This is a genomic window from Christensenella intestinihominis (assembly GCF_001678845.1).
GTDB lineage: Bacteria > Bacillota > Clostridia > Christensenellales > Christensenellaceae > Christensenella > Christensenella intestinihominis.
Genome location: NZ_MAIQ01000002.1, coordinates 213,319 through 231,955 on the forward strand (window position 1 = coordinate 213,319; position 18,637 = coordinate 231,955).

At 54.8% G+C, this 18,637-nt stretch carries 19 protein-coding genes; 1 reads left to right on the top strand and 18 read right to left on the bottom strand.

The genetic code is table 11. The annotated features are described in order from the left end of the window. Positions 1-247 precede the first annotated feature (247 nt). Complete coding sequence (locus BBD38_RS03650; protein ID WP_066684693.1) at positions 248-916, bottom strand: MBL fold metallo-hydrolase; 669 nt, start codon at positions 914-916, stop codon at positions 248-250. A gap of 47 nt (positions 917-963) precedes the next feature. Further along, entirely contained in the window at positions 964-1,404 is a 441-nt protein-coding gene (locus BBD38_RS03655; protein WP_147568067.1) for a DUF1934 domain-containing protein, read from the bottom strand. A 274-nt stretch (positions 1,405-1,678) separates the two neighbouring features. Between BBD38_RS03655 and BBD38_RS03660 the strand changes: the two genes are divergently transcribed. Beyond that, positions 1,679-1,849, top strand: a complete 171-nt coding sequence (locus BBD38_RS03660) for a zinc-ribbon domain-containing protein (RefSeq protein WP_066684698.1) — start codon at positions 1,679-1,681, stop codon at positions 1,847-1,849. 41 nt (positions 1,850-1,890) lie between these two features. Here BBD38_RS03660 and BBD38_RS03665 read toward each other — a convergent pair whose 3' ends face one another. The 16 genes from BBD38_RS03665 to BBD38_RS03740 all read right to left on the bottom strand — a co-directional run bounded on the left by BBD38_RS03665 (position 1,891) and on the right by BBD38_RS03740 (position 18,551). Further along, on the bottom strand, positions 1,891-2,598 hold the full coding sequence (locus BBD38_RS03665; protein WP_066684700.1) for a class I SAM-dependent methyltransferase: 708 nt from the start codon (positions 2,596-2,598) through the stop codon (positions 1,891-1,893). Between the two features lie 228 nt (positions 2,599-2,826). Then, positions 2,827-3,684, bottom strand: coding sequence for an aldo/keto reductase (locus tag BBD38_RS03670; RefSeq protein WP_066684702.1), 858 nt, complete (start codon positions 3,682-3,684; stop codon positions 2,827-2,829). Between the two features lie 13 nt (positions 3,685-3,697). After that, positions 3,698-5,140 carry an alpha-amylase gene (locus BBD38_RS03675; RefSeq protein ID WP_066684704.1) on the bottom strand — a complete coding sequence of 481 codons (1,443 nt, stop codon included), beginning with the start codon at positions 5,138-5,140 and terminating at the stop codon, positions 3,698-3,700. Positions 5,141-5,264: 124 nt separating this feature from the next. After that, positions 5,265-6,728: an MATE family efflux transporter gene (locus BBD38_RS03680; protein ID WP_147568068.1), complete on the bottom strand. Its 1,464-nt coding sequence runs from the start codon at positions 6,726-6,728 to the stop codon at positions 5,265-5,267. A 202-nt stretch (positions 6,729-6,930) separates the two neighbouring features. After that, positions 6,931-7,848: a glycosyltransferase family 2 protein gene (locus tag BBD38_RS03685; RefSeq protein ID WP_066684706.1), complete on the bottom strand. Its 918-nt coding sequence runs from the start codon at positions 7,846-7,848 to the stop codon at positions 6,931-6,933. A 3-nt stretch (positions 7,849-7,851) separates the two neighbouring features. After that, positions 7,852-8,706 (bottom strand): dTDP-4-dehydrorhamnose reductase, encoded by an 855-nt coding sequence (gene rfbD, locus BBD38_RS03690; protein WP_066684708.1) that lies wholly within the window; start codon positions 8,704-8,706, stop codon positions 7,852-7,854. Positions 8,707-8,802: 96 nt separating this feature from the next. Then, on the bottom strand, positions 8,803-9,822 hold the full coding sequence (gene rfbB, locus BBD38_RS03695) for a dTDP-glucose 4,6-dehydratase (RefSeq protein WP_066684710.1): 1,020 nt from the start codon (positions 9,820-9,822) through the stop codon (positions 8,803-8,805). A 143-nt stretch (positions 9,823-9,965) separates the two neighbouring features. Continuing rightward, a complete protein-coding gene (rfbC, locus tag BBD38_RS03700) occupies positions 9,966-10,511 on the bottom strand; it encodes a dTDP-4-dehydrorhamnose 3,5-epimerase (RefSeq protein ID WP_066684713.1) in 546 nt (181 codons plus the stop codon). Beyond that, positions 10,508-11,389, bottom strand: coding sequence for a glucose-1-phosphate thymidylyltransferase RfbA (rfbA, locus tag BBD38_RS03705; protein WP_066684716.1), 882 nt, complete (start codon positions 11,387-11,389; stop codon positions 10,508-10,510). The genes rfbC and rfbA overlap by 4 nt, the downstream gene beginning before the upstream one ends. Before the next feature lie 23 nt (positions 11,390-11,412). Then, the gene (locus BBD38_RS03710) at positions 11,413-12,219 is read right to left on the bottom strand and encodes a glycosyltransferase family 2 protein (protein WP_066684719.1); all 807 of its coding nucleotides are present in this window, start codon (positions 12,217-12,219) and stop codon (positions 11,413-11,415) included. 260 nt (positions 12,220-12,479) lie between these two features. Then, positions 12,480-13,508: a Gfo/Idh/MocA family protein gene (locus BBD38_RS03715; RefSeq protein WP_066684722.1), complete on the bottom strand. Its 1,029-nt coding sequence runs from the start codon at positions 13,506-13,508 to the stop codon at positions 12,480-12,482. A 25-nt stretch (positions 13,509-13,533) separates the two neighbouring features. After that, the gene (locus tag BBD38_RS03720; protein WP_066684725.1) at positions 13,534-14,289 is read right to left on the bottom strand and encodes a glucosamine-6-phosphate deaminase; all 756 of its coding nucleotides are present in this window, start codon (positions 14,287-14,289) and stop codon (positions 13,534-13,536) included. Then, positions 14,286-15,146 (bottom strand): PIG-L deacetylase family protein, encoded by an 861-nt coding sequence (locus BBD38_RS03725; protein ID WP_066684728.1) that lies wholly within the window; start codon positions 15,144-15,146, stop codon positions 14,286-14,288. Before BBD38_RS03725 ends, BBD38_RS03720 begins: the two co-directional genes overlap by 4 nt. 18 nt (positions 15,147-15,164) lie before the next feature. Continuing rightward, on the bottom strand, positions 15,165-16,103 hold the full coding sequence (locus BBD38_RS03730; RefSeq protein ID WP_066684731.1) for a ribokinase: 939 nt from the start codon (positions 16,101-16,103) through the stop codon (positions 15,165-15,167). A 14-nt stretch (positions 16,104-16,117) separates the two neighbouring features. Continuing rightward, positions 16,118-17,053, bottom strand: a complete 936-nt coding sequence (locus BBD38_RS03735) for an ABC transporter permease (RefSeq protein ID WP_066684734.1) — start codon at positions 17,051-17,053, stop codon at positions 16,118-16,120. Between the two features lies 1 nt (position 17,054). After that, positions 17,055-18,551, bottom strand: coding sequence for a sugar ABC transporter ATP-binding protein (locus tag BBD38_RS03740; protein WP_066684737.1), 1,497 nt, complete (start codon positions 18,549-18,551; stop codon positions 17,055-17,057). Positions 18,552-18,637 lie beyond the last annotated feature (86 nt).

The following is an 18,637-nucleotide window of genomic DNA, read 5'->3' on the forward strand; positions in this document are numbered from 1 at the left end:
GCCCTCTGCTTTCCGGGCCCCCGCAAAACTCGAACGACGTGAGTTTTGTGGGGAAAAGGAGCAATCGCGCGAAAGCGGCGTTTTCCCCGAAGGGGGAAACAAGCCATGAGGCGCGTATTGCCCTCTGCTTCCCGGGCCCCCGCAAAACTCGAACGACGTGAGTTTTGTGGGGAAAAGGAGCAATCGCGCGAAAGCGGCGTTTTCCCCGAAGGGGGAAACAAGCCATGAGGCGCGTATTGCGACGCCGTCAGCAGTGCGAGCATTCCATAACAACGATCCTGTTGCGCTTTTTCAGGTTATCCTTGGTGATCTCGAACACTCCGCCGCCGAGGCGCGAAACGTCATATTCCCGGCTTGCCGCACGCGCAAGGAAATCATGCGGGCTTGCAAGTTCTGTCAGCGTAAGGCCGTTCACAAGATAATGCATGGGGATTGTAATATTCGGATGAATCTGGTCCATAATATTAAGCGCTCCCTTTGCATCCACGGTGTAATAGCCGCCCACCGGAATCATAAGGATATCAATCTTCCCGATCTGTTCAAAATACGGAGCTTCGGGCATCGCGCCCACGTCGCCCATATGGAGGAGACGCATTCCATCCGCCTCAATCAGGTAGGTGATTACCTCGCCGCGCTCCTTGCCCTGCTGTTCGTCGTGCCATACGGGAATCCCCGTAATTTTAATTCCATCCGCTTCGTGCGGGCCCGCTTCCGTAACCAATATATCCCCGTTCCTCATGCCGTCGATATACGCCTGGTTCCGGTGGTCAAAATGATCGTGCGTAACAAGGACGATATCCGCCTGTTTTTCGGGCACACGAAGCCCGATTGTATCATCATAAGGGTCTATGAGGATCGTTTTCCCTGTCTCCGTCGTTATATAAAAACAGGAATGCCCAATCCATTCAATCAACATAATTCATCAATCCTCCTCCGGAAAACATTTAAAACATATTGAAAAGCTTACGCTTTCGGTATCTTCTTGTAATCGATCTTCAGCTTGTTCACGGCTTGCTGGTCGCCGATGCGGATGACATATTCAAGGTTGATTTTTCCCTTGTCCTCCGAAAGCTCGCTCAAAATCTGCGTGGGCAGCACCGACATCTGCATCATGCCGAACGGCGTTTCATAGGCGGCTTCAAAAACACGGCTTTTGAGGAACACAAACTCCGTTTCCACCGCCCCCGTCCGCTTCAGCTGGACGCGGTCTCCTTCTACGGTAAGCGACGTTCTCGTGTTTTCCATGCCCGAGATTTCGCTTTCGTCATACTCGATGATATATTTCCCGCCGTCGTGCGTCAGCATGCCTTCCGTATAGAGCTCCATCGTGCTGTCGTCATACTCGTCCGCCTGGCTGCCGCGTATATTGACCATAATATTTTGTGTTGTTTTTGTCATATCCATTTCTTTCCACCACGGAAAGGTTTTGGACAAAATCGAACACCTTTCCCATGATATATTGTATTGATTATATCACAAAACCGGACATCAGAAAAATAATTTTCTGTAAATTTTGATTTTCCCTTACGAAAAAAACGTTGTAAAGCCAAAAAAGCCATGTTAAAATGAACCCAGGAAACGAATTCCGATTTAAAACCCACTTCCAGAAAATTCCATTTGCAGGGAATTTTAACCAATATCTCTCTTTTTAAATTATGGTTCAGGAGGATGCACAAACATGGCTGACAAGACCCTTATCTGCAAGGATTGCGGAAACGAATTCGTATTTACGGAGGGCGAGCAGGATTTTTTCAGGGAAAAAGGCTTTGATAACGACCCGGTCAGGTGCCCGGCTTGCAGGAAGGCGAGAAAGCAGCAGCGGAACAATTCCAGAAGAGACTATGAATAAACAACAGCGGCTGCCTTCCGGCAGCCGCTGTTTGTTTTTCCCTATTTAACGCATACGAACGCCCCCATACGAAACTCTTGCTCCGTCAGGCGTGATACGATGCGGAAGCCTGCGCTTTCAAGCGCGCCGCGGTATTCCTTTTCGGAAAAGAGCGTAATTTCCTGTGTCTGGAAAAATTCACGGATTTCCCCGTTCCGGCCCACCAAATGCTTCATTACAACTTCGGCATGCCGCGGGCCATCCCGCCGCACAGCCTCCATCCGGCAGAAAAAGAGTCCGTCCCTTTCCCCGCTGTCCGCAAGCATCCCTTCCGCAAAGGTTTCCCGCGTGCTCCACGGCGTAAGGATAAACAGCCCCCGCTTTTTGAGGCACCGGGCGGCTTCCCGGCACGCCGCCGCAAGCTCTTCCCGGTCTTTCGCGAACCCGATGCTTCCATACAGGTTCACCGCAATGTCAAAGGTCTCTTCCAGCGGAAGCGCGAACATGTCTCCCTCCATAAAGCGCACCCCGGGGACATTTTTCTGCGCAATTTCCAGCATCCCCCTGGAAAGGTCGACCCCCGTCACACTGAAATAGCGCGACAGGTATTTTGCTTCGAGCCCGGTACCGCAGGCAATATCGAGCAGTTTCCCGCACGCGCCGTATTCTTGCGCCAGGGCGTACACTTGCCCCGCTTCCCTGCGGTACGCGTCTTCTTCCCCATACATGGCGTCATAATATTCCGCCGTTCGTTCAAAATCAACTGGCATATCATTCCTCCTTTTGGTTAAACCCGGCCGGTGATTTCAGCTTAACAGAAATGGGAAAAAAGTATAGACTATTTCTTTCCGATATGATATTGTATGAGATGCCCCGTATCTAAAAACGGGGCGCTTTTTTTACCCGGTTACAGATAAATCAAATATTGCCGCGGCCCTGCGGTTTCATTCCGGCAAAATAAAAAACAGGCCGCATGGATGAATACGGGCCCGTTTTTTTTACTGGATGTCAAGCGGCACTTTATGCGCAGGCGCGGGAAAAGCCGTTTCGATTCTTTCCCACTCCGCATCCGCCAGCCGGATTTCACCGGCCTTTGCATTTTCCCGCGTATGCTGCGGCGTTCCCGCTTTTGGAATTGCCGCCACATCCTGCCGCCGAAGCGCAAAGGCCAGCAAAAGCTGGATTACGGTAATGCCGTGGGCGCCTGCAATTTCATTCAGCGTCTTATCCATGAGAAGCTGCCGCCCCAGGATTCCGCCCTGTGCGACCGGGCAATAAGCCATCATGGCGACCCCATGCCCGCGCAGCCACGGAAGCAGGCCGTATTCCACGCCGCGCGAACCAAGATGGTAGAGCACCTGGTTTACAGCGCATTTTTCGCCCCCCGGCACGGAAAATAGTTTTTCCATATCGTCCGTATCAAAATTGGAAACGCCCCAGCGCGCTATTTTCCCGTCTACAACGAGCCGCTCCATGCACTCCACCGTTTCCCCGAGCGGGACACTGCCCGGCCAGTGCAGCAGGTAAAGGTCGAGATAATCCGTCCCCAGCCGCTTAAGGCTGTTTTCACAGCTTTTAAAAATATTATCCCGGCCTGCGTTCCACGGATAAACCTTGGAAACAAGGAACAGTTCCTCCCGCCGGAGCGGCGCGATGGCCTTGCCGAGCATCCGCTCGGACGCGCCTTCGCCGTACATTTCCGCCGTATCGAGAAGCGTCATGCCCAGGGATATCCCGAGGCGGATGCTCTCTATTTCCTGTCCCTCCGTATTTTTATGGTCGCCCATATGCCACGTGCCCTGCCCGAGGGCAGGCATCAGGCCGCCGTCCTTCAGGCGGACCGTCCGTTCATTCATGCCGGAATTCCCTTCATTTCTTTTTAATCCATACGGATACCGAGCCGCCGTTGACGGAAAAATCCCCGTTTCCGTCTTCGCCGACGGTCACTTCCTCCGTCCGGTTGCCCGTGCAGTCGTAGAACGTTTCGCCCGCGTGCGCCTGCCCGACATACATATGCTTTGTGCCGCCTTCGCCGTTTGTGACAAGAGCGGCAAGCCCGTCCGGGTGCTCTTCGTCGCCCTCGCGCGTCCAGCCGATTATATCCGGGTGGTCGAAATAATCGTTCTGCCTTCCGTAGGCATTCTCCTTGCGGGCCGCAAGCAGGCAGTCAATCTCCCGCTTTTTATCCGCAATATTGCTATGCCCGATGCCGTAATAATCGCCGTAAAATATGCAGGGATATCCGTCCTGCCGCAGCAGGATCAACGCATAGGCAATGGGCTTGAACCAATCCGGCACCCATGACTCGAGCGATTGCTCCGGCTGCGTATCGTGGTTGTCCACAAAGGTAACCGAACGCGTCGGGTTATCCTGTGTGAGCGTGCCGTCAAAAATCGTGCGCATATCAAATTCTCCGCCCGAATTGGCCGCATCCATAAAACGGTAGTGCAGGGGCACGTCGAACAGCGAGAGCGCGCCCTTTGTCGTGTCGATATAATTTTTCAGCGCATTAAGGTCGGCATTCCAGTATTCTCCCACGGAAAAGAGCTCTTCCTTTGCGTCACGCCGCATGGAGTCAAGCCAGTTCTGGTAAAATGAGAATTTCATGTGCTTGACCGCATCGAAACGGAAACCGTCGATATCCGTCGTTTCGATAAACCATTTTCCCCATTGGGTCAGTTCCGTGATTACGTCGAAATGGTCAAGGTCGAGGTCCGCCCCCATCAGGTAATCAAAGTTGCCGTTTTCGCCGTCAACTTCCTCGTCCCATTCCTTGCCTTCAAACTTAAAGACCGCGGTTTCCTTCGCCTTCTGATCCCAGTCGATCCCCGTAAAATGATACCAATGCCATTCAAAATCCGAATACATTTTGTTCCGGCCGGGAAAATAGAAATGGGTCCACGCTGCAATTTGCTGCGGGCCGCTTTCCTCTTCGTTGCGGTTTTCCGGGTTGACCTCGGAGGCGTTCACAAGCTCTATGCCGTCCGCGCCCATCATATGGTCGAGCACCACGTCTGCATAGACTGCAATTCCGGCTTCATGCAGGGCGTGGATCGCCGCGAGGAGCTCGTCCTTCGTCCCGTATTTGGTTGCGACCGTGCCTTTTTGGCCGAATTCGCCGAGGTCGTAAATGTCGTATACAGCGTATCCCACGTCGTTAACGCCGCCGCTGCCCTTGTAGGCAGGCGGAATCCACAGTGCGGTGATTCCGCTTTGCGCAAGCGCGCTCGCCTCATCCTTCATCTTATTCCACAGCATTCCCGGGGGAAGATACCACTCGAAATACTGCATCATCGTTCCATTTTGCGCCATTGCTTATCCACCTTTCCATGAATAAAGATTCCCGCATTTTATAAACAACCGGTCTGCAAAATACACAATTTTTTTCAATATGAATCAATTTTATTGCGGCCGCGCAAAGGAATGCGCAGGACCGTTATTCCAAAACCTGACCCGATTCCGGCGGCATGGGCCCGGCGTCATCCGTGCCGTCCGTATTTCGTGTAACGACGCGAAGCCATTTTCCGCTTTTCATGCGCGCCAGGCACACGAAGGCCTTGACAACTTCGTCCGAGCGCAGCAGGAAATAAACCACCGGTATGGAAAGCCCCCACGCAAACGCCCCCAGCGCACCGAGCGGCACGGCAACGCCCCACATGGCAATGATATCGAGCAGCATGGCAAAGATCGTATCCCCGCCGCCGCGGAACACCCCCACGATGCAGGCCATGTTGACCGCATAAAAAAGAATAATTACCGCAGCCACGATCATCGTCATATCGAGCGCGTCGCGCGTTTCGGGGGTAATCGTGTAAAAGCCCATGAAGGTATCCTTCAAAAGCAGGAATACGGCGGCGGTTGCCGCTGCAATTACGATGTTGGCGACGACCAGCCAATTTGCGCTTTTACGCGCGACCGTGAATTTCCGTTCCCCGATGTATTTACCTACGAGGACAAGCGTCGCGGAGGCGGCGCCGTAGATAAACACCGTTACAATCTGGAAGGCGGTGGAAACGATGCTGACCGTCGCGACCGCCGAAACGCTCATGCGCCCGAGGATCGCCGTGGTGGCCGACGAACCGACCGCCCACATCATCTCGTTCACCAAAACAGGCATGGAAAATTTTACATAGTCGTGCAATATCCACTTTTCATTTTTTACAATGTAACCCCATTTCAGGGTGACGCGCGTTTCTTTCCTGAGCGCGTACACCAGTACGATGACAAATTCGGTTGCGCGGGCGATGATCGTCCCTACGGCCGCGCCCGCAACGCCGAGGGCCGGCGCGCCGAATTTACCGAAAATGAACATATAATTAAAAAACACGTTTACGCAAAAGGAAATACTGTAGGTGACGACCGCAATCTTTACGCGCTCCACGCTGCGCACACAGGTAAGGTAACCGTTTGTGAACGCAAAGGGAATATAGGAAAAGACAGCGACGCGCAAATACTGCACGCCGTATTCAATTACCGGCTGTTCGGTGGTATAAAGCGCCATCACCTGCCGCGGGAAAAGGAGGACCACCGCCGTAACGCCGATGCCCACCAGCACCGCAATCCGCAAAACAATGCCGAATATCCGCGAAATTGTGTCCTTATCCTTTTTGCCCCAATATTGGGAAATCAACACGCAGGCGCCGGACGAAAGCCCGAACATGCACATCATGAAGAGGAAAAAAGGCTGGTTGGCCACCGTAACCGCGGAAAGCTGTACCTCGCCGAGCGAGCCAACCATGATGGAATCCATCAGGCCGACGGCATAGGTAAGCAGGTTTTGCAGCGCTACGGGCAGCGCGATCGTAAGAAACAGCTTTAGCATTTGCTTGTGGTTAATTGCCTGTTCGCCATCGGGGCGAAGCCCGGCCCGGCCTGTTTTATCTGTTCCGCTGCGTTTCATTGGTTCCCACGGAGGCTCCTGTTTTCCAGCGCTGATCCGCGCCAAAAAGCATGCCTTTTCCTTTCATTATAGTATGGTCAGTAAGCACTATCTTAGCATAATCGCGGTGCGGCAACAAGGGATTCCGGATAAAATTCCCGTATCAAAAAAAAGAAAAGCACTCCTGCTTTTCCCTGGAAGTAATTTACCTGGAGCCAAAGGGTCAATCCATATGGTATTTTGCTTTGAACAGCCGAAGGCTCGCGCGCATGAGCGGATTTTTGGCGAGCTTCCACAGCGCCCGCTTCTTTTCGCCCTCCGCACTGACCGCCTCGTAAAATTCCTGCACATACGCCGGGTTTTGCAGGATCGTCCGGTTGGCAATTTCTCCTTTTTGCACGGCACGGTAGAATTCCAGCCACACGACCCGGTTTTCCCGCACCCCCTCCTCGTGCAGGGACAGGAACGAATTTTCCCCGTGCAAACGGTAAAGATAGGATGTTTCTATTGAAAAAGCGGGCTCGTCGTACAGGCATGCCCGCAGGAAAAAGTCGTAGTCGTGCACATACTTATAATTTTTGAATCCGCCGATTCCATCGAAAAGCTGGCGGGAAAAAAGCAAATTACCCGTGGAAATCCCTACGTTTTCAGCCACCGCCGCAAGCGCGGCATGCCGCTTGCCGGAGAGCTTCTCCTGAATCCGTTCAAACGAACGCGCCTCTTCCGTTTCAAGGGGCTCGCCTTCCGGGCCGATGCACCGCACGCGCGAAAATCCCCACATGGCCCCCTTGCGCCGCATCCCTTCCATCATCGCGGAAAACCGGTTCACCTCGAAAAGGTCATCCGCGTTAAGGATGGCGAGATATTCGCCGTTTGCCGCCGCAATGCCCTCGTTGATGGTTTCATGCGCCCCCAGGTTCCGTTCGTTTTCACGCACCGTAATCCGTCCGGAAAAACGTTCCCGCAGGAGCTCGTTCCGGGCAAGATCGTTCACCCTTTCAAAGCTGGCGTCCTGCGAGCAGTCGTCAATCACGACCAGCTCGAGGTTGCGGTAGCTCTGCGCGGCCACGGATTCAATGGCATGGCCGATATAGGCTTCGTAATTATAGGATGGAATGACAACCGAAATCAGGGGTTCCATAGTTTATATTTCTTTCAGGTACCTTGCGAGCGCGTCCTTGTAATCGGGCAGGCGTGAAAAGCCCGCGTCGATCAGCGTTTTCCTCGACAGCCGCGAATTTTTGGGACGTGCCGCCGCCGTCGGATTCATTTTGGCATATTCTTTCGTGGAAACCGGGTTCACCTTTGTACCCTTTCCCGCCTGCCGGAAAATTTCCACCGCAAAATCGTACCATGTGGTGTCTCCCTCGTTGGGCGCCTGGTAAACCCCGTATTTATGGGATTCGATGATATCGCATAGGAGCCTTGCCACATCGTAGGTATAGGTGGGGACGCCGTGCTGGTCGTTTACCACGGAAATTTCATCGTGCGTTTCCGCAAGCCGCAGCATGGTCTTTACAAAATTGTTCCCATTTTTGCCGAATACCCAGCAAATCCGCACGATATAGTAATCGTCAAGAAGCTTTTGCACCGCGAGCTCGCCTTCGTATTTGGTTTTGCCGTATACGTTCTGCGGGTTTTTGGGGTCGTCCGCCTCCCACGGCGTTTCCTTGGAAAAGCCGTCGAACACGTAGTCCGTACTGATATACATCATTTCGGCGCCTACATCCTTCGCGGCAAGCGCCACGTTTTTCGTGCCCGTCACATTGACCGCAAAAGCCGTTTCCCGTTCGCTTTCCGCACGGTCCACCGCCGTATAGGCGGCGCAATGGACGATACACGTAGGTTTATAGTCCCCGATATACCCGCGCACGGCCGCTTCGTCCGTGAGGTCGAAATCCTCGATATCGACGCCCTTGTTTTCAATGCCCCGCGCGTCAAGATGCCGCACCACGTCATATCCAAGCTGTCCTTTTACACCTGTTACAAGTACTTTCATTATTAAAACCTCTTGCGGCTTGCGTCGGCGACCATCATTCGCGCGGCGCCGCCGCGCTCCACATTTATTCCTTATTCATTATTACTTATTCATTTTCTACCTGTCCGCGTACATCTTCTCGTAATATTCCTGGTAATCCCCGCTGATAATATTCTTCCACCAGTCCTCGTTCTCGAGATACCATTTCACCGTCTTTTTGATGCCCTCGTCAAACGTCGTGGTGGGCTTCCAGCCGAATTCGTTCATCATTTTGGTCGGGTCGATCGCGTAGCGCATGTCGTGCCCCGCGCGGTCCTTAACATACGTAATCAGGCTTTCCGGTTTTTTAAGCTCCCTCAGGACCGTTTTCACGACCTCAAGGTTCGTGCGTTCGTTGTGCCCGCCGATATTATAGACCTCGCCCACGCGCCCGTCATGGATGATACGGTCAATGGCCGCGCAGTGGTCGCGCACATACAGCCAGTCGCGCACGTTTTCGCCCGTGCCGTACACCGGCAGGCTTTCGTCCGCAAGCGCCCGCGCAATAATCAGCGGAATCAGCTTTTCCGGGAAATGATACGGCCCGTAGTTGTTCGAGCACCGGGAAATGGTCGCGGGCAGGCCATACGTCCTGTGGTACGCCTGCACCAGCAGGTCCGCGCCGGCCTTGGAGGCCGAATAGGGCGATGAGGTATGCAGGGGCGTTTCCTCCGTGAAAAACAAATCCGGGCGGTCAAGCGGCAGGTCGCCGTATACCTCGTCCGTGGATACCTGGTGATGCCGCGTGATTCCATACTTGCGGCACGCGTCCATCAGCGTTTGCGTGCCGATGATGTTGGACTTTAAGAAAATGCCCGGGTCTTCGATGGAGCGGTCCACGTGCGATTCCGCCGCAAAGTTCACGACGATATCGGGATGCTCTTCATGGAACACGCCGAAAACCGCCTCCCTGTCGGCAATATCCGCACGCACAAAACGTACGTTTGGTTTGTCCAGGACGTCCTTGAGGGTCTCGAGGTTGCCCGCATACGTCAGCAGGTCGAGGACCACAAGGTCGTAATCCGGGTGGTTCTCCAGCATGTGGAACACAAAATTGCTTCCGATGAATCCGGCTCCGCCGGTGATGAGTATTTTCATAGTTTTTATATTTGCTCCTTCTTTTGTCTGTCACCAAAAAAATAATAGTGAATAGGTAATAAGGAATAAATAAGGAGCGCTACGCGCGTCGGCAAAGCCGACACCATTATTATTCCCTATTACTTATTCCTTATTCATTGCATTTAAAAGTCCGCGTCGCTGTCGCAAAGCAACGGCGCCCTCAGGTCCTTTTCCGAAAGGACAGGGTCGCTGACGCCCCAGTCTACCCCGAGGTCCGGGTCGTCGAAACGAATGGAGCGGTCGCATTCGGGCGCGTATACCGCGTCCACCTTATACTGCACCTCCACATCGTCCGTAAGCGTCACAAAGCCATGCGCCATTCCCTTGGGCATAAAAAACTGCTTTTTGTTCTCTGCCGAAAGCTCGACCGCAAACCATTTCTTATAGGTTGGGGAATTTTTGCGGATATCCACCGCCACATCGAGTATTTTCCCGCGCGTACACCGCAGAAGTTTCGACTGCGCCATCGGGTTTTTTTGGAAATGCAGGCCGCGCAGCGTTCCCTTCTGCGCCGAATAGGACTGGTTGTCCTGCACGAATTCGCAGGTGATCCCGAGCGCTTCAAATTTCGGCTTGCTGTACGTTTCCATAAACCAGCCGCGATGGTCGCCGTGGCAATCCGGCTCAATGACCACAAGGCCTTTGATTCCCGTCTCTACCGCTTTCATATATCGAGTACCCTTCCTTTCGCAACAGCATGCAGGTGCTGTCCATAAGATGACTTTCCATACCGGTTTGCGCTCTCAACAAGCGTTTCCACGTCGATCCAGCCCTTACGGTAGGCAATTTCCTCCGGGGCCGACATCACGATGCCCTGCCGTTTTTGCAGCATGCGCACGAACTCCGCCGCCTCGATCAGGGAATCAAACGTGCCCGTATCGAGCCATGCATAACCGCGCCCCATCAGCTTTACGTCGAGGTCTCCCTTTTCAAGGTAGACGCGGTTGAGGTCCGTGATCTCAAGCTCGCCCCGCGCGCTCGGCTTCAATGCCTTCGCATATTCCACCACGCGGTGATCGTAAAAATAAAGCCCGGTGATCGCGTAATTGGATTTCGGCTCCTCCGGTTTTTCCTCGACCGAAAGCGCCCTGCCGTTTTTATCAAACTCCACAATTCCGAAGCGTTCCGGGTCGTCCACATAATATCCAAACACAGTCGCGCGGTTTTGGTTCGCCACCGCTTCCGCCATCAGCTGGGAAAGCCCGTTTCCGTAAAAAATATTATCGCCAAGGATCATCGCGCACGAATCCCCCCCGATAAATTCCTCTCCCAGGATAAAGGCCTGCGCGAGGCCGTCCGGCGAGGGCTGCTCTTTGTAGGAAAGCGAAATGCCGAACTGCTGCCCGTCCCCGAGCAGGTTCCTGAACCGCGGCAGGTCCACAGGCGTTGAAATAATCAGGATATCCTTGATACCCGCCAGCATCAGCGTGGAAAGCGGATAATAGATCATTGGTTTATCATAAACCGGCAAAAGCTGCTTGCTGGTCATGATCGTCAGCGGATACAGGCGCGTCCCGCTGCCGCCCGCAAGTATAATTCCCTTCATCGTTACCGTACCTCTTTTACAAATTATTTGATTTCCGAACCGGCCATATCATTGGGAGCGGAAACATCGCCCTGCCCCCTCCATTTCCAGAAATATTTGAACATGGATGCAATATGAATCAGCAGGTACCGCGCGCTGTGCGCGCTGGCCCGCGAATAATCGTGATAAACATAGGCATGCGGATAATAGACCACCCGCGTATTTTTGCGCAGGGTGCGCGTAAGGTCCGCATCCTCGAAATACATAAAATACCGTTCGTCAAACCCGCCCACGAATTTCAAAAGCGGGGTGCGTACAAAAAGGAAGCACCCGGACGCAAATTCCACATCCGTAACATCCGAAAGGTCCTCGTCCAGCATCTTGTAGTAGCGGCGGAGGGGCTCCCACCGTTTTCCCGGCGTACGGTTCGCGATCAGGTATTTCAGGCGCGGGTTCCGTTTCGGGAGCTGCTGGGGCGTATCGTCCATATAGCGGATCGCGGGGGTGCACATCCCCACGTCCTGGTGGCTTCGCATATAATCCGTAAGTTCCGCGAGGATATCCCCCTTGAGGATAATATCGGGGTTCACAATGGCGTGGAAATCGGAATCGATGAGCGGCAGCACAAGGTTGTGCCCGGCGCCGAACCCAAGGTTTTTATCGCTGAAAATCACGCTGATGGACGGAAACTGGTCCGCGAGCCTGGTGGCGCTCCCATCCTTGGAGGCGTTGTCGACCAAATATATTTTCACACGGACCCCGTGCGTATATTGCAGGACGGACGCGATTGCTTCCTTTGCCCGTTCATAGTCATTGTAATTGACAATGCTGAGCGTTACGTCATACTTCAAACAAATATCCTCCGGGAGCTTCGGCGGGCCGGCTCCATATGATTCATTATTATAACAAAAAAACGTATGGGTTTCCATTCCTTTTTCGGGAAAGCCCGCCGGGGCGGCCGTCCTGCTTATATATTACGTATCGCGGCACATGGGGAAATATTTTTCCCCACGAAAAAAGCGGGCTGCCGCCCGCCTTTCCCTTTGCCTGTTCAGATTTGCGCATCCTCCCCGCCGCTTCACTGCGGCGGGGAGCGAAGGAAACAACAAATTTATACGGTTTCGCAGGCCACGATCCTGCCGGTCTCCGCCGATTCCATAATCGCAAGGAGCGCAAGCACCACCCGTGCCGAATCCTCGAGCGAAACAAAGAATTCTTCGCCGCTTTCAAGCTTCGTAAGAAAGCTGCGGATGCTCTCGTAGGCAAACCCCTTATGGTAACCGAAAATTTGATTGGCCACGATGCAGTCGCCGGTATCCAGGCGGTCGTCGCCCGTCACCTGGAGCAGGTTGTTGCTGGACGCATCGATATCCATCTTGCCGCGCTCGCATACAATATTGAATTTGATATCGTTGACGCACGGATTTCCATTGGGCGTAATCCATCCGTTTTCCATCTGGGCGATCACGCCGTTTTCATACTTGATTGACGTCTGGTATACATCCACCGTATCCACGCCGAGGCCGTCGAGCACGCCGCGGGAGGAAAGCGCATACACCTCGCGCGGGCGGCTTTCAAGGAGCCAGTTGAGCGTATCCAGCGAGTGGCTCCCGAGGAACCACAGGATCGAGGATTTTGACGCCCACGACAGCATATCCGTGGCAACCGATTTCACGTCGTTCAGCCGGAAATAGGCGTTGACGGGGTCTCCGTACCGCTTGCTGTCGAGGATTGCCTTCACATTATTAAACGGCGGGCTCCAGCGGTTGTGCATGTCCACCATCACCCGCACCTTGTTTTTCGCCGCCGCATCAAGGATACGAAACACGTCGTCCCGCCGCGTGGCAAGCGGTTTTTCAATCAGCATATGCTTTCCCGCGGCGGCACAGTCGCACGCGACCTCCGTATGCAGGAAGTCCGGCGTTACGATCGATACCGCGTCGCAGCCGGATTTGGCGAGCATTTCCTTGTGGTCGGTATAAACCTGGTCGTCCCCGATGCCGAACATGGCCGCGAATTCCTCCGCGCGCGAACGGTTGAGGTCGCAGATCGCAACGGGTGCGACGCCGGCCATTTCGGTGAAAATCCTCCCGTGCTCCCGCGCCCACAGCCCCGCGCCTATAACAGCCATTTTAATCATGATAAAATCCCCCTCTGGTTTTGTTTTATTTGTAGATAACTTCCACGCCGCGGTCCGGCGTGATCTGCCGCGCAAGCGCATGGTCAAGGAAAATTGTACAGTCGCGGTGCAGCTTCAGGACGGTGCCCTGCACCCGCGGCGTAATATTGCCCTCTTCGAGGATCGCTTTCATCGCCCGCAGTTTTTCGTCGCCCGTCGCAAGGAAGGCAATCTTTTTCGCGCGCATGATCCCCCCGATTCCCATGGTAATGGCGGCTTTCGGCACTTCGTCAATATGGTTGAACAGCCGGGAATTGCTCCTGCGCGTTTCCTCCGTCAGTTCGACGGCGTGGTATTTGTCATAAAACACGTCCCCGGGTTCGTTAAAGCCGATGTGCCCGTTCGTCCCCGCGCTCAGCAGCTGTATTTCCATTTCGTGGCTGTCGAGGTAATCGTTCAGGCGCGCAAGCTCGCCTTCCACCGGCTTTGTCCCGTCCGGTATCCACACGCGTTCCGGGGATATCCCCACGTGGTCAAACAGGTTCGTGCGCATAAAATAAAGATAGGAATTGGGGTCGCTTCCCGCAAGGCCGATGTATTCGTCGAGGTTGATGGAACGCGCGCGGGAATAGTCCACCCTTCCCGCTTTGTGCGCCTCCACCATTTTTTCATATACGGGAACGGGCGTGCTGCCCGTTGCAAGGCCCATCAGCGCCTCCGGCTTCTCCCGGAATACCCCGTTCATCATTTCGGCGCACAGGGCCGCGCTCTCTTCATAGCTGTGCGTGATTACCAGTTTCATTTGTTTCCTCCCCCAAGCTGCCGGAGCAGCCCGTCTACATCGTCATAAAAATGCTTCACGTATTCGAGTGTAAATTCCCGAATGTCGATCGTATCGTCTTCAACCAGCGGCGTGAGGTCCATGCCGAGGTTGCACGAATCGCTTTCGTCAACCTCGCGAGGCTCCTGGAACGTCGCGTTGCCGAGCCGCCGCCCGAGCGCCGCAAGGTCAAAACGCTTTTTGGGTGTACACTGTGAATCGAACGCCTGGATTACCTCTTTTGCAAGCTCCGGATACCGCGAGGTATCGAACACCAGCCGCTCCCTTGCGCTCAGCCAGTCGAGCGAACGCCATACCTCCATTCCGTATACATGCTGCGGCCGCGCCTCCTTCGGCAGCTTGCGCAGCGCCTTGAGCGCGCGCAGGCAGGCCCCGAGGTGGGTTTCGTGGCGGTCCGCAGTATTATGGATAAACATGGTGTGCGGGCGCGCCGCGAGCAGGAGGGAAACCAGTTCGTCCTCTATGATGCCGCACTTATCGCTGCGCACGTCGGCGCTGGAATAGGCCAGCTGCACCATGGCGCCGTATTTGCCGATATCCGCGGCCGCGCGCTGTTCCTGCGAACGTTTCACATGGATTTCGTGGTTGGTATAATTTGCGTATTCGCCCGAGCGCGGGGAACCGCCCCCGTCGGTCAGCACAACGGCGGTATACCACTCGCTGTCTTCTTCGTAGCATTTTGCGATTGCGTGGTATGCCATGATCTCGCAGTCGTCCTGGTGGGCGGCAATGCTCATGATGGTTGTCCGCGCCAGCGCCTCCTTTTCACCGAGCCCGTCGGGTATGTGGATATCCGCTTCCCTGTTATAAAAGTCCATCTCCTGTGCTCCTTTTCCTTAAATTTCGTCCTTATGCCTGGAAAACCATTCGTCGGTTTCCTGCCGGTACGGCATATTTGCAATAACGCCGGGGCGCATCACCTGGAGGCCGGAGGCCACGGCCGCGTATTTTGCGGACCCCAGGATGTCGCGCGTTTCCATATAATGCACCGCCAATGCGGCATTGTAGGAATCGCCCGCGCCGGTCGTGCTCACCACGTCCACCTTCATGCTCCTGATCCGGTGCGTCTGTCCGTTTTCAAGCGACACGGCGGAACCCTTTTCGCCGAGCGTTATGATAACGTTTTTCGCGCCCAGCCCATGCAGCCTGTGAAGCGCCCGCCCGACGTCGAGCGGCGCGTCCGGGTCCGCCCCTGTGAGGAGGGCCGCCTCCGTTTCGTTCGGCGTGATGCAGGTGATATGCGGGAAAGCCTCCGCGGGCAGCTCCCTTGCGGGGGCGGGATTGTAAATAATTTCCACGCCCGCCTCCCGCGCGATATCGACCGCCGCCGCAAGCGCTTCCGCCGTGATTTCATTTTGCAGGAGCAGCAGGCCGCTCTGCGCGATCACATCCGCATATTTTTGGATATGCGCGCCCGTCACCTTGCGGATCGCCCCCGGATATACATATACCTCGCTGCACTTATCCGCCGAATTGATGACAAAGGCGCACGCCGTCCGCTGTCCTTCAAAGGGGATGATATACCGCCCCTTTACCTGTTCGGAAACGAGGTCCTTATCGCACAGCGCCCCGAACTCGTCGTCCCCTACGGCGGTGATGAAATTCACTTCCGCGCCGAGGCGGCTGGCGGCAATGGCCTGGTTATATCCTTTTCCGCCGGGCTCGGTCACGAGGCCGAGCCCCTCCACCGTTTCGCCCACGACCGGAAAGCGCTCCACATCCATCAGCAGGGACATTCCATAGTGCCCGATGACGGTGATCCGTTTTTTGTCCACGTCCGCGCCCCCCCTTACTTACTCTTGATTCCCTGCAGCAGCACCGCAGCGACGATCAGGCAGCCCTGGACGACATCCTGCGCATACGCGCCGACGCCCTTGAGGTTCATGATGTTGCCGATAAAGGCAAGGATCAGCGCCCCAAGCAGGGTTTTGAATACGCTCCCGCGCCCCCCTGTGAGGCTTGCGCCGCCCAGCACGCAGGCCGCGATGGCGTCGAGCTCCGCGCCGTCGCCGACCGTCGCGCTGCCGGTGGACGTCCTTGCCGAATAGAAAATTCCGGCAATTGCCGCAAGCACGCCGCTGATCATATAGGTAGAGAGCATATAGCGCTTGACGCGGATACCCGCGAGCTCTACCGCGTTTTTATTGCTTCCGACCGCGATGACAATACGCCCGTAGGTCGTATAATTCTGGATCAGGCAGAACGCCACAATCACGAGCGCCGCGATAATGATGACCGGATAGCCGTTTCCCGGCGCGACCAGCGTGGAAAGCGTTGTCCCTTCCACCTTGATGGGCGAGCCGTTGGTGATGATGTACGCGACGCCCCGCACCGCCGTCATGACGGAAAGGGAGGCCACGAACGCCTGCATGTTGCAGTATGCCACCAGCGCGCCTGTAATCATGCCGCAGATCAGCCCGATGCATACCGCCGCGAGGATGCCGCCCGCAAGGCCAAAGCCCGCGTCGCGCATCAGGAGGCAGGCAACGGACGACGAGATCGCCATAATCGAGCCGACCGAAAGGTCGATGCCGCCCGTCATGATGACAAAGAGCATGCCGACCGCAACGAGCAACGGCGCGGACTGCTGCAAACCGATGTTAATCAGGTTAATGGGCAGCAGGAACGTTTCCGATATAAAGATACACGCGATGAGCATGGCAAAAAATATGATATACGTGTTGTTTTTTACCAGAAATGATTTCAGATTGATTGACTTTTGCATACTATACCTCCATCGCCAAGCTGATCAGCTGATCTTCGCTCAGTTCTTCCCTTTCAAGTTCCCCGGAAACCCTGCCGTTCCGCATGACATACACCCTGTCGCACATGCCGATGATTTCAGGCATCTCAGACGATATCATGACCACGGCGATGCCGTTTTCCGCAAAACTGTTGATTACTTTGTAAATTTCTACCTTCGCACCGATATCGACGCCGCGTGTCGGCTCGTCGAACACGATGCACTTGCAGTCCGCCGCGATCCATTTCGCCAGCGCGATTTTCTGCTGGTTGCCGCCCGACAGGCTGTCCACATCGTTTTCAATGGATGCATATTTGGTCTGGATACTTTTCAGGATATCCTCCACGAACTTTTTCTCCGCCTTGCGCTTGATGATGAAGCCCGTCCTGTCCGTCACTTTATCGAGCGCGGCAATGGTAACGTTCATGCGGATGCTCTGCTCGAGCAGCACGCCTTCGTTCTTCCGGTCCTCGGAAAGCATTCCGAATTTGTGCCTGACCGCGTCTTTCGGGTCTTTGAAATGCGTGTCTTTCCCGCAATACAGGATTTTGCCGGAATCCATTTTATCGGCCCCGAAAATGGCTCGCATGGTTTCCGTCCGGCCCACGCCCACAAGGCCGCTGAACCCGACGACCTCCCCGGCCCGTACGGAAAAGCTGACGCCGTTTACGCGGGGCACGGCCCGGATGTTTTCCGCTGACAGGACAACCTCGCCGATGGACGCGCTGCGCGGAGGGAACAGGTCTTTGAGTTCCCGGCCCACCATCAGGTTCACAAGCCGATGCTTATCGATCTCGCCTGTGGGCACGGTTGTTACATACTGCCCGTCCTTCAGTACCGTAATGTTGTCGCTCAGTTCAAAAATTTCTTCCAGGCGGTGGGATATATAGATGATACTTACGCCGTCGTCCCGCAGCTTGTTCAGCACGTCGAAAAGCTTGCGGATTTCCTTGAAGGTAAGCACCGCCGTCGGTTCGTCGAGCACCAGGATACGCGCCTTGCGCGTCAAGCATTTGCATATTTCGATGACCTGCTGGTATGCAATGCTGAGGTCGCCGCATTTTGCGTTGGGATCGATGTCGCCAAAGCCAAGGTCGTCAAGCTGTTTCCTCGTATCCGCGCGCAGTTTTTTCCAGTTGATGTATCCCCGCCCGTTTGACAGCTTGTCAATAAAGATGTTTTCCGCCACGGTAAGGTCCGGCGCCAGCACCAGCTCCTGGTAGATAACCGCGATTCCAAGCGTTTTTGCATCGCGTGGCGTATGGATTTTTACCTGTTTTCCATCGATATAAATTTCACCGGAATCCTTCTGGTAGGCGCCCGACAGAATTTTCATCAGTGTGGATTTTCCCGCTCCGTTTTCACCCAGCAGCGCGTGTATTTCCCCCTGTTTCACATTCAGGCTGACATCGCGGAGCGCATGAACCCCCGCAAAGCTTTTTGAAATGTCCTTCATTTGTAGTTTATAGTTGCCGTCCATGCATGAATCCTTCCTGCCCGAACGCCCTTTTTCCCGGGCAACGGGCGCTCTTTATTGCGCCGGGCCCGCCCGCAGGGGCGGACCCG

Bases quoted from the DNA above. Each gene is read 5' to 3' on its own strand.
- BBD38_RS03650 (WP_066684693.1), bottom strand. From the start codon at position 916: ATGTTGATTGAATGGATTGGGCATTCCTGTTTTTATATAACGACGGAG.
- BBD38_RS03655 (WP_147568067.1), bottom strand. From the start codon at position 1,404: ATGGATATGACAAAAACAACACAAAATATTATGGTCAATATACGCGGC.
- BBD38_RS03660 (WP_066684698.1), top strand. From the start codon at position 1,679: ATGGCTGACAAGACCCTTATCTGCAAGGATTGCGGAAACGAATTCGTA.
- BBD38_RS03665 (WP_066684700.1), bottom strand. From the start codon at position 2,598: ATGCCAGTTGATTTTGAACGAACGGCGGAATATTATGACGCCATGTAT.
- BBD38_RS03670 (WP_066684702.1), bottom strand. From the start codon at position 3,684: ATGAATGAACGGACGGTCCGCCTGAAGGACGGCGGCCTGATGCCTGCC.
- BBD38_RS03675 (WP_066684704.1), bottom strand. From the start codon at position 5,140: ATGGCGCAAAATGGAACGATGATGCAGTATTTCGAGTGGTATCTTCCC.
- BBD38_RS03680 (WP_147568068.1), bottom strand. From the start codon at position 6,728: ATGAAACGCAGCGGAACAGATAAAACAGGCCGGGCCGGGCTTCGCCCC.
- BBD38_RS03685 (WP_066684706.1), bottom strand. From the start codon at position 7,848: ATGGAACCCCTGATTTCGGTTGTCATTCCATCCTATAATTACGAAGCC.
- rfbD (WP_066684708.1), bottom strand. From the start codon at position 8,706: ATGAAAGTACTTGTAACAGGTGTAAAAGGACAGCTTGGATATGACGTG.
- rfbB (WP_066684710.1), bottom strand. From the start codon at position 9,822: ATGAAAATACTCATCACCGGCGGAGCCGGATTCATCGGAAGCAATTTT.
- rfbC (WP_066684713.1), bottom strand. From the start codon at position 10,511: ATGAAAGCGGTAGAGACGGGAATCAAAGGCCTTGTGGTCATTGAGCCG.
- rfbA (WP_066684716.1), bottom strand. From the start codon at position 11,389: ATGAAGGGAATTATACTTGCGGGCGGCAGCGGGACGCGCCTGTATCCG.
- BBD38_RS03715 (WP_066684722.1), bottom strand. From the start codon at position 13,508: ATGATTAAAATGGCTGTTATAGGCGCGGGGCTGTGGGCGCGGGAGCAC.
- BBD38_RS03720 (WP_066684725.1), bottom strand. From the start codon at position 14,289: ATGAAACTGGTAATCACGCACAGCTATGAAGAGAGCGCGGCCCTGTGC.
- BBD38_RS03725 (WP_066684728.1), bottom strand. From the start codon at position 15,146: ATGGACTTTTATAACAGGGAAGCGGATATCCACATACCCGACGGGCTC.
- BBD38_RS03735 (WP_066684734.1), bottom strand. From the start codon at position 17,053: ATGCAAAAGTCAATCAATCTGAAATCATTTCTGGTAAAAAACAACACG.
- BBD38_RS03740 (WP_066684737.1), bottom strand. From the start codon at position 18,551: ATGGACGGCAACTATAAACTACAAATGAAGGACATTTCAAAAAGCTTT.